At 55.9% G+C, this 14,472-nt stretch carries 14 protein-coding genes; 11 read left to right on the top strand and 3 right to left on the bottom strand.

The genetic code is table 11. The features are described from left to right. Positions 1-92: 92 nt before the first annotated feature. Positions 93-1,838, top strand: coding sequence for a gamma-glutamyltransferase (gene ggt, locus ACMGGU_RS22925; protein ID WP_420300951.1), 1,746 nt, complete (start codon positions 93-95; stop codon positions 1,836-1,838). 106 nt (positions 1,839-1,944) lie between these two features. On the opposite strand, the gene yhhY is transcribed toward ggt, so the two are convergent. Further along, on the bottom strand, positions 1,945-2,433 hold the full coding sequence (gene yhhY / locus ACMGGU_RS22930; protein WP_063622869.1) for an N-acetyltransferase: 489 nt from the start codon (positions 2,431-2,433) through the stop codon (positions 1,945-1,947). 255 nt (positions 2,434-2,688) lie between these two features. Between yhhY and ACMGGU_RS22935 the strand changes: the two genes are divergently transcribed. The 5 genes from ACMGGU_RS22935 to gntU all read left to right on the top strand — a co-directional run bounded on the left by ACMGGU_RS22935 (position 2,689) and on the right by gntU (position 7,640). Continuing rightward, the gene (locus tag ACMGGU_RS22935; protein ID WP_069719701.1) at positions 2,689-3,726 is read left to right on the top strand and encodes an oxidoreductase; all 1,038 of its coding nucleotides are present in this window, start codon (positions 2,689-2,691) and stop codon (positions 3,724-3,726) included. A gap of 123 nt (positions 3,727-3,849) precedes the next feature. Continuing rightward, positions 3,850-4,545 carry a pirin family protein gene (locus ACMGGU_RS22940; RefSeq protein WP_021242746.1) on the top strand — a complete coding sequence of 232 codons (696 nt, stop codon included), beginning with the start codon at positions 3,850-3,852 and terminating at the stop codon, positions 4,543-4,545. A 101-nt stretch (positions 4,546-4,646) separates the two neighbouring features. Beyond that, positions 4,647-5,642 carry a gluconate operon transcriptional repressor GntR gene (gene gntR / locus ACMGGU_RS22945; protein WP_021242747.1) on the top strand — a complete coding sequence of 332 codons (996 nt, stop codon included), beginning with the start codon at positions 4,647-4,649 and terminating at the stop codon, positions 5,640-5,642. A gap of 126 nt (positions 5,643-5,768) precedes the next feature. Next, complete coding sequence (gene gntK / locus ACMGGU_RS22950) at positions 5,769-6,296, top strand: gluconokinase (protein ID WP_008503362.1); 528 nt, start codon at positions 5,769-5,771, stop codon at positions 6,294-6,296. 3 nt (positions 6,297-6,299) lie between these two features. After that, a complete protein-coding gene (gene gntU / locus ACMGGU_RS22955; protein ID WP_014833577.1) occupies positions 6,300-7,640 on the top strand; it encodes a gluconate transporter in 1,341 nt (446 codons plus the stop codon). Between the two features lie 104 nt (positions 7,641-7,744). On the opposite strand, the gene plsB is transcribed toward gntU, so the two are convergent. Further along, on the bottom strand, positions 7,745-10,165 hold the full coding sequence (gene plsB / locus ACMGGU_RS22960) for a glycerol-3-phosphate 1-O-acyltransferase PlsB (protein WP_021242749.1): 2,421 nt from the start codon (positions 10,163-10,165) through the stop codon (positions 7,745-7,747). A 154-nt stretch (positions 10,166-10,319) separates the two neighbouring features. On the opposite strand from plsB, the gene ACMGGU_RS22965 reads away from it, so the two are divergent. From ACMGGU_RS22965 to ACMGGU_RS22980, 4 genes are all read left to right on the top strand, one after another. Next, complete coding sequence (locus tag ACMGGU_RS22965; RefSeq protein ID WP_021242750.1) at positions 10,320-10,688, top strand: diacylglycerol kinase; 369 nt, start codon at positions 10,320-10,322, stop codon at positions 10,686-10,688. Positions 10,689-10,796: 108 nt separating this feature from the next. After that, on the top strand, positions 10,797-11,405 hold the full coding sequence (gene lexA, locus ACMGGU_RS22970; RefSeq protein WP_045909165.1) for a transcriptional repressor LexA: 609 nt from the start codon (positions 10,797-10,799) through the stop codon (positions 11,403-11,405). A 63-nt stretch (positions 11,406-11,468) separates the two neighbouring features. Beyond that, positions 11,469-12,806 carry an MATE family efflux transporter DinF gene (gene dinF / locus ACMGGU_RS22975; RefSeq protein WP_252077957.1) on the top strand — a complete coding sequence of 446 codons (1,338 nt, stop codon included), beginning with the start codon at positions 11,469-11,471 and terminating at the stop codon, positions 12,804-12,806. 120 nt (positions 12,807-12,926) lie between these two features. Next, positions 12,927-13,136: a CsbD family protein gene (locus ACMGGU_RS22980; protein WP_014830284.1), complete on the top strand. Its 210-nt coding sequence runs from the start codon at positions 12,927-12,929 to the stop codon at positions 13,134-13,136. Between the two features lie 47 nt (positions 13,137-13,183). Here ACMGGU_RS22980 and zur read toward each other — a convergent pair whose 3' ends face one another. Continuing rightward, positions 13,184-13,696 (bottom strand): zinc uptake transcriptional repressor Zur, encoded by a 513-nt coding sequence (zur, locus tag ACMGGU_RS22985; RefSeq protein ID WP_008503369.1) that lies wholly within the window; start codon positions 13,694-13,696, stop codon positions 13,184-13,186. 115 nt (positions 13,697-13,811) lie between these two features. Here zur and ACMGGU_RS22990 point away from each other — a divergent pair, with 115 nt between their 5' ends. Beyond that, positions 13,812-14,300 carry a cupin domain-containing protein gene (locus ACMGGU_RS22990; RefSeq protein ID WP_048030220.1) on the top strand — a complete coding sequence of 163 codons (489 nt, stop codon included), beginning with the start codon at positions 13,812-13,814 and terminating at the stop codon, positions 14,298-14,300. Positions 14,301-14,472 lie beyond the last annotated feature (172 nt).

The raw sequence follows: 14,472 nt of genomic DNA on the forward strand, positions 1-14,472 counted from the left end.
GTTTACCCTGATTTCACCATGACGATGATTTTTTAGGAGTTGTGAACCAGGCTTAAGCGGGGAATATGGATCCCTTCACCTGGAGAACAATAATGATGAAACCAACGTTTTTGCGCTGGGTCGCCCTCGCCGCGCTGATGGCAGGCGGTACATTTAGCGTGGCGGCCAACCCGCCCGCGGCGCCTCCGGTCTCTTACGGCGTGGAGGAAGATGTTTTTCATCCCGTGCGGGCAACCCACGGCATGGTGGCATCCGTGGATGCGCTGGCGACCCGCGTGGGCGTCGATATTCTCAGGCAGGGCGGTAACGCGGTGGATGCGGCGGTCGCCGTGGGCTATGCGCTGGCGGTGACGCACCCGCAGGCGGGGAACCTGGGCGGCGGTGGCTTTATGATGCTGCGCACCAAAGACGGGAAAACCACCGCCATCGACTTCCGTGAAATGGCACCTTCTCAGGCATCACGGGACATGTTCCTTGATGACCAGGGGAACCCGGACAGTAAAAAATCCCTGACCTCGCATCTCGCGTCCGGCACGCCGGGTACCGTTGCGGGCTTCTCGCTGGCGCTGGAAAAATACGGCACGATGCCGCTGAATAAGGTTGTACAGCCTGCTATCAAGCTGGCGCGGGAGGGCTTTGTGGTGAATGACGCGCTGGCAGACGACCTCAAAACCTACGGCAGCGAAGTGATTCCGAATCACGAAAACAGCAAGGCCATCTTCTGGAAAGACGGTGAACCGCTGAAGAAGGGCGATAAGCTGGTGCAGAAGAACCTCGCTAAAAGCCTGGAGTTGATTGCGGAGCACGGTCCTGATGCCTTCTACAAAGGGGCGATTGCCGACCAGATTGCGCAAGAGATGCAGAAGAACGGCGGGTTCATCACCAAAGCGGATCTGGCGGACTACAAGCCGGTGGAGCGCGAGCCGATTAGCGGCACCTACCGCGGCTATGAGGTCTTCTCCATGCCGCCGCCGTCTTCCGGTGGCATTCACATTGTGCAGATCCTCAACATTCTTGAAAACTTCGATATGCACAAGTTCGGCTTCGGCAGCGCGGATGCCATGCAGGTGATGGCGGAAGCGGAAAAACGCGCCTACGCCGACCGCTCGGAATATCTCGGCGATCCGGACTTCGTGAAGGTGCCGTGGCAGGCGCTGACTAATAAAGCCTATGCCAAATCTATTGCCGATCAGATCGACATCAACAAGGCTAAGCCGTCGAGCGAGATCCGCCCCGGCAAGCTGGCGCCGTATGAAAGCAACCAGACCACCCACTTCTCGGTGGTGGATAAAGACGGTAACGCGGTGGCGGTGACCTATACGCTCAACACGACCTTCGGCACCGGGATTGTGGCGGGTAACAGCGGCATTCTGCTGAATAACGAGATGGATGACTTCTCTGCCAAGCCGGGCGTGCCGAACGTCTACGGGCTGGTCGGCGGCGATGCGAACGCGGTAGGGCCGAAGAAACGCCCGCTGTCGTCCATGTCGCCCACCATCGTAGTGAAAGAGGGCAAAACCTGGCTGGTAACCGGTAGCCCGGGCGGCAGCCGGATTATCACCACCGTATTGCAGATGGTGGTGAACAGCATCGACTTTGGGATGAACGTCGCCGAAGCCACCAACGCCCCACGTTTCCACCATCAGTGGCTGCCGGACGAGCTGCGCGTCGAGAAGGGCTTTAGCCCGGACACCATTAAACTGCTTGAGCAGCGTGGGCAGAAGGTGGCGGTGAAAGAGGCGATGGGCAGCACCCAGAGCATTATGGTGGGGCCGGACGGAGCGCTGTTTGGCGCATCAGATCCGCGTTCGGTGGATGATTTGACGGCGGGGTATTGATTATTCCCCTCACCCTAACCCTCTCCCCATAGGGGAGAGGGGATTGCACGGTGCGGTCTTTTCTCCCTCGCCCCTATGGGGAGAGGGCCGGGGTGAGGGGAGTGTGTCACTTCATTCTCGCCATATAATACGCGTCCACATATTCGCCGTTGCGCAGGGCATAGCGCTTGCCGGTGCCTTCAATTTCGAACCCGTATTTTTTGTACACCGCAATCGCCGGCTCGTTATCGACAAACACCGTCAGCTCAATGCGGTCAACGCGCAGCCAGTTATCGCACATATCAATCATGGTGCGCATCAGCGCGCTGGCAACGCCCCGGTTTTGCCACTGCGCGCCGACACAAATCCCAAAATCAGCCACATGGCTGCGGCGTGGGCGTTGCGCGACGGCGATGCACAGATGCCCGGCGACATTACCGTCTATACAGGCGACCAGTTGCTTAATGCCAGGCTGGTCGGTGAGTCGTTCTTGCCACATTTGCTCAGATGGATGAGGAACCTGTAGTGTGTTGTGGTACACCTCCGGTTGGGCGTGGATCTGACGAATGGCGTCATAATCTTTCGGTTCCGCATGGCGTATCACTATCTCACTCATTCCTTGTTCCTCAGTCAGTTAAACGTCCCTTCCAACATCAATGACTTTAAAATTTGAGTCAACCGCTATTTTTTGCAAAAAGTATTGGACAAGTGCGAATGAGAATGATTATTATTGCTCTGCATTCAGGAAGACCCCTACGGGAACCTGAAAGCACGACATTGCTCACATTGCTTCCAGTATTACTTTAGCCAGCTTTTAGCTGGCTTTTTTTTGTTATGGTTAGACTCAGTAACCTTCCAAAAGGACTGAGCTATGACACTACATTGCGCATTTATTGGATTTGGTAAAAGTACGACCCGCTATCACCTGCCGTATGTTCTTAACCGCAAAGACAGCTGGCATGTGGCCCATATCTACCGCCGCCGCGCGAAGCCGGAAGAGCAATCTCCGCAGTATTCCCACATCCACTTCACCAGCGATCTCGATGAGGTGCTTAACGACCCACAGGTGAAGCTGGTGGTTGTCTGCACCCACGCCGACAGCCATTTTGACTATGCCAAACGCGCGCTCAATGCGGGTAAAAACGTGCTGGTAGAAAAGCCGTTCACCCCGACTATTGCCGAAGCGAAAGAGCTGTTCGCGCTGGCGAAAAGCAAAGGCCTGACCGTCACGCCGTATCAGAACCGTCGCTTTGACAGCTGCTTCCTGACGGCGAAAAAAGCGATTGAAAGCGGCAAGCTCGGCAACATCGTGGAAATCGAAAGCCACTTCGATTACTACCGTCCGGTGGCGGAAACGCAACCCGGACTGCCTCAGGATGGTTCGTTCTATGGTCTGGGCGTGCACACCATGGACCAGATCATCTCCCTGTTTGGCCGCCCGGACCACGTGGCGTATGACATTCGCAGCCTGCGCAACAAAGCCAACCCGGACGATACCTTCGAAGCCCAGCTGTTCTACGGCGATCTGAAGGCCATCGTCAAAACCAGTCACCTGGTGAAAATCGACTACCCGAAATTTATCGTTCACGGCACTAAAGGTTCGTTTATCAAATACGGTATCGACCAGCAGGAGACCAGCCTGAAGGCCAATATCATGCCGGGTGAACCAGGCTTTGCCGCGGACGATTCCGTGGGCGTGCTGGAGTATGTGAACGACGAGGGCGTGACGGTCAAAGAAACGCTGAAGCCGGAAACCGGCGACTATGGCCGCGTCTATGATGCGCTGTTTGAGACCCTCACAAACGGCATGGCGAATTACGTCAAGGAATCTGACGTTCTGACCAACCTCGAAATCCTTGAACGGGCCTTCGAACAGGCTTCTCCTGCCACGATAACCCTCGCAAAATAAGCAAAAACGGCTCCTCTGCACTTGTTCACAATTTTTGAACAGAGGAGTCAATTTTCACCCCCTATGATCCCAGGCCGTTTGCGTCCACACTTACTCCATCGAAACGAACTGAGGGTGAAAACAATGATCTACTTACGCAAAGCAAACGAACGTGGTCACGCGAATCATGGCTGGCTGGACTCATGGCATTCATTCTCGTTTGCCGACTACTACGACCCGAACTTCATGGGCTTCTCCGCACTGCGCGTGATTAACGATGACGTGATTGATGCGGGCCAGGGCTTCGGTACCCACCCGCACAAAGACATGGAAATCCTGACCTATGTGCTGGAAGGCGCGGTTGAGCACCAGGACAGCATGGGCAACAAAGAGCAGGTTCCGGCGGGCGAGTTCCAGATTATGAGCGCGGGTACCGGGGTGCGTCACTCTGAGTACAACCCAAGCAAAACGGAAAAACTGCACCTGTATCAAATCTGGATCATTCCAGAAGAGACCGGCATCACGCCGCGCTACGAGCAGCGCCGCTTCGACGCGAAACAGGGTAAACAGCTGGTGCTCTCCCCGGATGCGCGTGAAGGCTCCCTGAAAGTGCATCAGGATATGGAGCTGTACCGCTGGGCGCTGGCGAAAGATGAACAGTCCGTGCATCAGATTGCCGCTAACCGCCGCGTCTGGATCCAGGTGGTGAAAGGCGACGTGTCCATCAACGGGACCAAAGCGACAACCGCCGATGGTCTGGCCATCTGGGACGAGCAGGCGATCTCCGTGCATGCCGACAGCGAAAGCGAAATTCTGCTGTTTGACCTGCCGCCGGTGTAATAAAACATAAATAAATCCCCATCCTTCCCTTTGACAGGGGAAGGATGGGCTTTGTCCGTGGTAAACTGAGCAAATCTCTCACTTCAAGATTTCTCAGGACGATGAAAAAGAAACGCCCCGTACTTCAGGATGTCGCCGATCGCGTCGGTGTGACCAAAATGACGGTCAGCCGTTTTTTACGTAACCCGGAACAGGTTTCCGTGGCGTTACGTGGCAAGATTGCCGCTGCCCTTGATGAACTGGGTTATATCCCCAACCGCGCGCCCGATATTCTCTCCAATGCGACCAGCCGCGCGGTGGGCGTTCTGCTTCCTTCTTTGACCAACCAGGTTTTCGCCGAAGTATTACGTGGAATCGAAAGCGTTACCGATGCGTTTGGCTACCAGACCATGCTCGCCCACTACGGGTACAAGCCGGAACTTGAAGAGGAACGTCTTGAATCGATGCTTTCCTGGAACATTGACGGCCTGATTTTAACCGAACGAACCCACACTGCCCGGACGCTCAAAATGATTGAAGTGGCCGGTATCCCAGTCGTGGAGCTGATGGACAGCCAGTCGCCGTGCCTCGACATCGCCGTGGGGTTTGATAACTTCGAAGCGGCGCGTCAGATGACGGCGGCCATCATCGCCCGCGGGCATCGTCATATCGCCTATCTGGGTGCGCGTCTTGATGAACGTACTATCATCAAACAGAAGGGATACGAGCAGGCGATGCTCGACGCGAACTTAACCCCGTACAGCGTGATGGTGGAGCAGTCCTCTTCCTATACGTCGGGTATTGAGCTGATGCGTCAGGCACGACGCGAGTATCCGCAACTGGACGGTATTTTCTGTACCAACGATGACCTTGCGGTCGGCGCAGCATTTGAGTGTCAGCGTCTGGGGCTGAAGATCCCTGATGATATGGCGATCGCCGGTTTCCACGGCCACGATATTGGCCAGGTGATGGAGCCGCGTCTGGCGAGCGTCCTGACGCCGCGTGAACGTATGGGCCGTATTGGCGCAGAACGCCTGCTGGCGCGCATTCGTGGCGAGACGGTGACCCCGAAAATGTTAGATTTAGGTTTCACCTTGTCACCGGGTGGATCTATTTGAACTGACAAATTTGAAGTAGCTCACACTTATTCACTTCGCGCACGTTTGGATATTGCTTCTCTTTTGCCCCAGCAGGACAATGTTACCGATAACTGTTACCCGTAACAATTGACTGAGGGACACCCTTTGAGCACGACTAATCACGATCACCACGTCTACGTCCTGATGGGCGTTTCCGGTAGCGGGAAATCAGCCGTGGCCAGCGAAGTGGCGCATCAACTCCAGGCTGCGTTTCTTGATGGCGACTTCCTCCATCCGCGCAGCAACATCATGAAAATGGCCTCCGGCGAGCCGCTGAACGACGACGACCGCAAACCGTGGTTGCAGGCGCTGAACGACGCCGCATTCGCGATGCAGCGCACCAACAAAGTCTCCCTGATCGTCTGCTCCGCGCTGAAAAAAACCTATCGCGACCTGCTGCGCGACGGCAACCCAAACCTCTCTTTCATCTACCTGAAAGGGGATTTCGAGGTGATTGAAAGCCGCCTGAAGGCGCGTAAAGGTCACTTCTTCAAAACCCAGATGCTGGTAACGCAGTTCGAAGCGCTGCAGGAACCGGGTGAAGACGAAAAAGACGTCTTAGTGGTTGATATCGATCAGTCACTGGAGGGTGTTGTTGCCAGCACCATCGAGGTCATTAATAAAAGGCAGTAAGTTTTGAGTACATTAACGCTAGTTTTGACAGCAGTGGGTTCGGTATTGCTGCTGCTGTTTTTAGTGATGAAGGCGCGTATGCACGCCTTTGTTGCTTTGATGGTGGTTTCTATTGGTGCAGGTCTCTTTTCCGGTATGCCGCTCGACAAGATCGCCGCGACGATGGAAAAAGGGATGGGCGGTACGCTGGGCTTCCTGGCGATTGTGGTCGCGCTGGGCGCGATGTTTGGCAAGATTTTGCACGAGACGGGTGCGGTCGACCAGATTGCCGTCAAGATGCTGAAATCCTTTGGCCACAGCCGTGCGCACTACGCGATTGGTCTGGCCGGTCTGATTTGCGCGCTGCCGCTGTTCTTCGAAGTGGCCGTTGTGCTGCTGATAAGCGTCGCATTCTCCATGGCGCGCCATACCGGTACTAACCTCGTGAAGCTGGTCATTCCGCTGTTTGCGGGCGTGGCGGCGGCTGCGGCGTTTCTGCTGCCGGGACCCGCCCCGATGCTGCTGGCATCCCAGATGCACGCCGACTTTGGCTGGATGATTCTGATTGGCCTGTGCGCGGCAATCCCGGGGATGATCATCGCCGGCCCGCTGTGGGGCAATTTCATCAGCCGTTACGTTGAGCTGCATATTCCGGATGACATCACCGAGCCGCACCTGGGCGAGGGCAAAATGCCATCCTTCGGCTTCAGCCTGTCGCTGATCCTGCTGCCGCTGGTGCTGGTGGGTCTGAAAACCATCGCTGCGCGCTTTGTGCCGGTGGGGTCCACTGCCTACGAGTGGTTTGAGTTCATCGGTCACCCGTTCACGGCAATTCTGGTGGCGTGTCTGGTGGCGATTTACGGCCTGGCGATGCGTCAGGGGATGCCAAAAGACCGGGTGATGGAGATTTGCGGTGCGGCGCTGCAGCCTGCGGGGATTATCCTGCTGGTGATCGGTGCAGGCGGCGTATTCAAGCAGGTGCTGGTGGATTCCGGCGTGGGCCCGGCTCTGGGTGAAGCGCTGACCGGGATGGGCCTGCCGATTGCGGTGACCTGCTTTGTGCTGGCTGCGGCGGTACGTATCATCCAGGGTTCTGCTACCGTGGCGTGTTTAACGGCCGTGGGTCTGGTGATGCCGGTGATTGAACAGCTGAACTACTCCGGTGCCCAGATGGCCGCGCTTTCTATTTGTATCGCGGGCGGTTCGATTGTGGTCTCTCACGTTAACGACGCCGGCTTCTGGCTGTTCGGTAAGTTTACCGGCGCCACCGAAGCGCAAACCCTGAAAACCTGGACGCTGATGGAAACCATTCTCGGCACGACGGGTGCAATTGTCGGGATGATTGCCTTTACGCTGCTCAGCTAAATGCGGTGATTTAACAAGGCTAAAAATAAGGCCCGGTAGCGTCAGCGCTTACCGGGCCTTTTTATTATCCAGGGCGTCAGGCCGGGCCATAACCCGGCATTGTGTTACTCACCCTGCGTGGCGCTCTCAATCGTCAAGCGCACGTCCGAGGTAATCAGCTCTGCCAGCATCTGGTACACCTTCAGCGTCTCTTCCGGCTCAGCATCACCCGTATCGCTGATGAAGCCTTCATCACGCAGCGTCAGCACCAGGGAACTGAAGACCGCTTTGTCGAAGAATTCAGGGGCGTTAATGCCGTGCAGAACGGACAGGCGCTGGGCCAGCGTCCGGCTCTCCTTCTCCAGCGTACCGCGGTTGATAGACGGATTCGCGCTCAGCAGCCAGAACGTAATGGCGTAGCGCTGCAGCGTTTCGCGCGCACCGGCCGCCAGCAGCTGCAGGGTGCGGGAGCGTGACGGATTGATGTGCAGCTCGTCGTTGTTCAGGGTAATCAGCCCCTGGCGACGCATCTCTTCCGTCATCTTATCCAGTTCTGTCGCCAGCTCATCCTTACTCCAGCGCAGGAACAGCTCCGCTTTCAGCATCGGATAGATGGTCTCAAGATGGCGCAATAGCTCCTGACGGGAGATATGACGATGCTGGGTAATAATGGCGGCCATGAGCGACGGCAGCATCAGCATATGCGTGATGTTGTTGCGGTAGTAGGTCATCAGCACTGCCTGCTCGCGCGGCAGAATGATGATGTCGCCGATCGTGTCCTTTTCGACTTCAAACTTGTTCATCTGCAACGCGTGATCGATAAGTTCACTGGCGGTTGCAGAAGGCACGGTCGAATCAACCGAATACGGCACGTTACGCATCATATCCAGATAGCAATCCAGCTGCTCCGTGAGCTGTTCACGGGTCAGCGAGCGCTGGCGTGAAGCCAGAAGTGCCGTACAGCACAGGTTCATGGCGTTAGCCGCACCGGCGTTGTTAATGCGCACCATCAGCTCGGATGCGATGCCGTTAACCGTTGGCGTCAGCCAGGCCGGACGCACCGCTTCGATAGGATCGATGGACTCGCGCCACTCCGGAACGTGGTGGTTCAGGTACGTCATCAGCGGCATCGGCTCACCGAAGTTCACGTAGCCCTGACCGAGATTGCGCAGCTTGCTCAAGCCGCGCAGCATCTGCGGCAGGCTCTCTTTCTCTTTGGTCGCACCACGCAGCTCTTTCGCGTACGTGCCCACTTCCATCACGTGCTCGTAGCCGATGTAGATAGGCACTAGCGTGATCGGACGGGTACCTCCGCGCAGCATCGCCTGGATGGTCATCGACAGCGTGCCGGTCTTCGGATCGAGCAGACGTCCGGTACGGGAACGACCGCCCTCCACGAAGTACTCCACGGAATAGCCGCGGCTGAACAGCTCGCCAAGATACTCGCGGAACACGGTGGAGTAGAGCTTGTTGCCCTTGAAGGTACGACGAATAAAGAACGCGCCCAGGCGGCGGAAAATCGGACCTGCTGGCCAGAAGTTCAGGTTGATACCGGCTGCGATGTGCGGTGGTACCAGCCCCTGATGATAGAGCACGTAGGAAAGGAGCAGGTAGTCCATGTGGCTGCGGTGGCAGGGGACATAGACAATCTCATGGCCATCATGCGCCAGCTGACGCACGCGCTCGGCGTTATGGACGTTAATGCCCTGATAGAGGCGGTTCCACGTAAAGCCGAGAATACGGTCAGAAAGGCGAATCATCTCGTAAGAGAAGTTCGCTGCAATCTCTTCCATCAGCGCAATGGCGTTCTGCTGGGCTTTCTCATGCGAAATTTTCTTGCTGCGCGCTTCATCTTCAACGGCGCGGGCAATCGCTTTGGAGGCCAACAGCTTGTTGAACAGATCCTGACGAGCCGGGAGGCGTGGTCCTACGGCAGCCAGGCGCTGACGGGCGAAGTGCATACGCGCCACGCGCGCCAGTTTTTGCGCGATGATCTTGTCGGTGCCGTGCTCGTCCGCCATGCGACGCAGCGAAACGGAAGGGGAGAAACGCACAAAGCTGTCGCGTCCCAGCCAGGAGACCGCGAAGAACTTCTGGATGCCGTTAAGCATGCGCAGCGGCGGATTCTCTTCGCCTTTTTCACGGCCCGGACGACGACCAAACATCACCGATACCGGCACCATCTGCACATCCAGATCGGGATTGCTGCGGTGCAGGTCGAGATAGTCATGGAACAGCTTGATGGACTCTTCTTTTGGCGTGTAATAGGTAAACACGCGCGGTCCACCGTGAATGAACACGTAGCGCGGCAGCAGCGTACCGTCAACTTCCAGCGGTTCAAGCGGGTCAGGTAAGTCATGCGCCAGACATTGGGCGCGAAGCGTCAGTAAGTCAGCCTTCGAGTTATAAGGCAAAACGTACATAATGGGGCGTGACGTATCGAGCCCCAATTCCAGCGCGGGTTCTGCTGGGATAGACTTGCTTTTTACCAGGATGCTTAATGGTAAATTAAGTAATTTGTAGTAAATTCGTGGCCAGCCGGACATAAACGATGTAAAGCCTCTGGTTAATAATGCAATTGCGGCGCAAGGATAACAGAAAGCGCGCAAAATTTCTGTTGTTACCCGTCATACTTCAGGCTGTAGCGAAACGCGCTACGGCTCCTGTTACTGACGCTCTTTTTTAAAAAAGGTTCTTTTAATGGCCAATAATACCACTGGGTTAACACGTATCATCAAAGCCGCCGGCTATTCATGGAAAGGTTTCCGTGCCGCATGGGTCAACGAAGCCGCCTTTCGCCAGGAGGGCGTCGCCGCTATCATCGCGGTGATCGTCGCCTGTTTCCTTGATGTTGATGCGATTACCCGCGTACTGCTTATCGGTTCCGTTCTTCTGGTGATGATAGTGGAAATTCTTAATAGCGCTATTGAGGCCGTTGTGGATCGCATTGGTTCCGATTTCCATGAGCTTTCTGGCCGTGCAAAAGACATGGGCTCTGCTGCCGTGTTGCTGGCGATTATCACTGCCGTTATCACCTGGGTCACGCTGCTTTGGTCACATTTCCGATGAGCCTCGAGGAATAATTAAGTCCCTGGTTTTTTGTGCAGTTTTTGGTTCCAAAATCGCCTTTGACTGTATATACTCACAGCATAACTGTATATACACCCAGGGGGCGGAATGAAAGCGTTAACGACCAGGCAGCAAGAGGTGTTTGATCTCATCCGGGATCATATCGGCCAGACGGGTATGCCACCCACGCGTGCGGAAATCGCGCAGCGTCTGGGTTTCCGTTCTCCAAATGCTGCCGAAGAACACCTGAAAGCGCTGGCGCGTAAGGGCGTGATTGAGATTGTCTCGGGCGCGTCACGGGGTATCCGCCTGCTGGTGGAAGAAGAGACGGGCATTCCGCTGATAGGGCGTGTTGCTGCCGGTGAGCCTTTACTGGCTCAGCAGCATATTGAAGGTCACTACCAGGTCGATCCTGGCATGTTCAAACCGAGCGCTGACTTCCTGCTGCGCGTCAGCGGCATGTCGATGAAAGACATCGGTATTCTTGATGGCGATCTGCTTGCGGTGCATAAAACACAGGATGTGCGAAACGGCCAGGTGGTGGTGGCGCGCATTGATGACGAAGTGACCGTTAAGCGTCTGAAAAAACAGGGTAACAGCGTACAGTTGCTGCCTGAAAACAGCGAGTTTTCACCCATTGTGGTCGATCTCCGCGAACAGAACTTCTCTATCGAAGGACTGGCGGTCGGGGTGATTCGCAACGGTGAATGGCTGTAACCTCTTCCTCACAGGCTATGGCACCGCTGTAGCCTGATTCATTCCCCACTCCCGGTATCTTTCATGTCACTGCTGACGGCATCCGATAAGGCATTGTGGCGTCTTGCTCTGCCGATGATTTTCTCCAATATTACCGTGCCCTTGCTGGGACTGGTCGATACTGCCGTTATAGGCCATCTTGATTCACCGGTTTATCTTGGCGGCGTGGCGATTGGCGCGACGGCAACCAGCTTCCTGTTTATGCTGCTGCTCTTTTTGCGCATGAGCACTACCGGTCTTACCGCACAGGCTTATGGCGCGAAAGATCCGCTGCGTCTGGCGCGCGCGCTGGTGCAGCCGCTGATCCTCGCGCTTGGCGCGGGTGCGTTCATCGTTTTATTGCGGGCACCCCTGATCGATCTTGCGCTTCATATTGTTGGCGGCAGCGAGGCGGTATTAGAGCAGGCGCGACGTTTCCTTGAAATCCGCTGGCTCAGCGCGCCCGCATCGCTGGCTAACCTGGTTCTGCTGGGGTGGCTACTGGGCGTGCAGTACGCCCGTGCGCCCGTGATTTTGCTGGTGGTGGGTAACCTGCTCAATATCGTTTTGGATGTCTGGCTGGTCATGGGTCTGCATATGAACGTGCGGGGTGCGGCGCTGGCGACGGCGATTGCCGAATACGGGACCTTTATCATTGGCTTGTGGATGGTCTGGCGGGTACTGGCCATGCGCGGGATCTCCCTGGCGCTGCTCAAAACCGCATGGCGCGGCAATATCCGTAAGCTGCTGGCCCTCAACCGTGACATCATGCTGCGCTCGCTTCTTCTCCAGCTTTGCTTCGGGGCACTGACGGTTTTCGGGGCTCGACTGGGGCCAGACATCGTCGCGGTCAACGCAGTATTGATGACGTTGCTGACATTTACCGCCTACGCGCTGGACGGTTTTGCCTATGCGGTTGAAGCGCATTCCGGGCAGGCGTACGGGGCGCGCGAAAGCGGGCAGCTACGGGATGTCTGGCGGGCAGCCTGCCGTCAGTCGGGACTGGTGGCGCTGGCATTTGGCCTGGTTTACGCCTGCTTTGGTGAGCAGATCGTTGCATTGCTTACCTCTCTCCCTGCGCTACGCGAGCTGGCGAGCCACTATCTCATCTGGCAAGTCGTTTTACCGGTGGTTGGCGTCTGGTGTTATCTGCTGGACGGCATGTTTATTGGTGCGACGCGCGGGGCCGAAATGCGTAACAGCATGGCCGTCGCGGCGGCCGGGTTTGGCCTGACGCTGCTGACGCTCCCCTGGCTGGGGAATCATGGTTTGTGGCTGGCCCTGGCCGTCTTCCTCTCACTGCGCGGGTTGTCGCTGGCGTTTATCTGGCATCGACACTGGCAAAACAATACCTGGTTTCCCCCACGCTCCGATATATCGTGACGGTTAAAGATTCCGAATATGAAATTAACCACGGAATCCTTAACTACAATAATTATCACGTCCAGCAGAAAAGAACGTAACGGACGTTACGACCCGACGCTTAACGAAGAGGACACGATGATGAATAAAGACGAAATCGGCGGCAACTGGAAGCAGTTCAAAGGTAAAGCGAAAGAACAGTGGGGTAAGCTGACGGATGACGACATGACCGTCATCGAAGGTAAACGCGATCAGCTAGTCGGTAAAATTCAGGAACGTTACGGCTACGCAAAAGACCAGGCGGAAAAAGAAGTGGGCGACTGGGAAAAACGCAACGACTACCGCTGGTAACGCTGAATAACCCACAGGGCGGCTCTAAGCCGCCTTTTCTTTTGCCGTTAACGCGGCTTTTTCTTCACCAGAATAGAGTGGTCGTGCTGACACGCGTCCTGATGACGACAGGCTTCCACCTCCACGCACGCGGAACAGAGCCCGTGCGCCTCAATCACGTTATGACGCAGGGCAAAACCCATTTTCGCTGCCAGCGTATGCATAATATCTTCCACGCCTTCCGCAGCCTCTTCTTTCACCACGCCGCAGCGGTCACAGATAAACATCGCCGATGTGTGGGTGGGCTGATCGAACAGATGGCACAGCACATAGCTGTTAGTGGATTCCACCTTGTGCACAAAACCTTGTTCAAGCAGGAAATCCAGTGCGCGATAGACCGTTGGCGGCTTTGCCTGCGGCTCGCTTTCGCGCAGCAGATCCAGCAGATCGTAGGCGCTGATGGCACCCTGCTGCAGGCTCATCAGGCGTAAGACTTCAAGGCGCTGCGGAGTCAGGCGCACATTGCGTTGCGCACACAGCTTTTCGGCCTGCGCTAACAGCTCTTTTGTGGACTTATCCATGTAGCACCCCGGATGTTATAGGACGGAAAACCCCCACTTTATCATGTTCTGCTAAAAACACCGAGATCCGCCAGTCTGTGCTATACCTGACCCATCGCAAACCGGGAGATGCATAATGAAAAGACCTGACTGTATTCGGCACTGGCGCGACGTGGAAGGCGCGGATGACTCGACCTACCCCGACAGCGATGAGCTGTTCTCTATCGGCGCACCGCTGGCTCGCAGGCTTGGGCTCGGGCGTATTGGCATCCATCATGAGCGCCTGCCGCCGGGGCGCAGAACGTCCTATCCGCATGCGGAGAGCGACGAAGAAGAGTTTATTTACGTGCTCGAAGGTTACCCTGAAGCCTGGATTAACGGCTACTTGTGGAAGCTGGAACCTGGCGACAGTGTAGGTTTTCCCGCCGGCACCGGCATCTGTCATACCTTTATCAACAACACGGACGACGAGGTTCGGTTACTGGTCGTTGGCGAGGCCAACAAGAAGCACAACCGCATCTACTATCCGCTCAACCCTGAGTATGCCGCCACGCGGGAAGATCGCTGGGTAGACCATCCCCCACAGTTTTTTGGGCCGCATGATGGAAAACCTGGGAAAAAATAATTTCCTCTTCTATAAATATTGAGGGCCGTCACAAAATATAACAGGCCGTAAGGGAGTTTTACTTAGGGAAAGAAATAGCGGGTCTTTTACTACTTATTCACAGCAATAGTTCGTTCCTGTTTGGGTGATAACAGACAGGGGTTATTTCATAACAGACTATAACGGGCATACT

It is taken from the genome of Enterobacter sp. BNK-8 (assembly GCF_048685095.1).
Lineage (GTDB): Bacteria > Pseudomonadota > Gammaproteobacteria > Enterobacterales > Enterobacteriaceae > Enterobacter > Enterobacter quasiroggenkampii.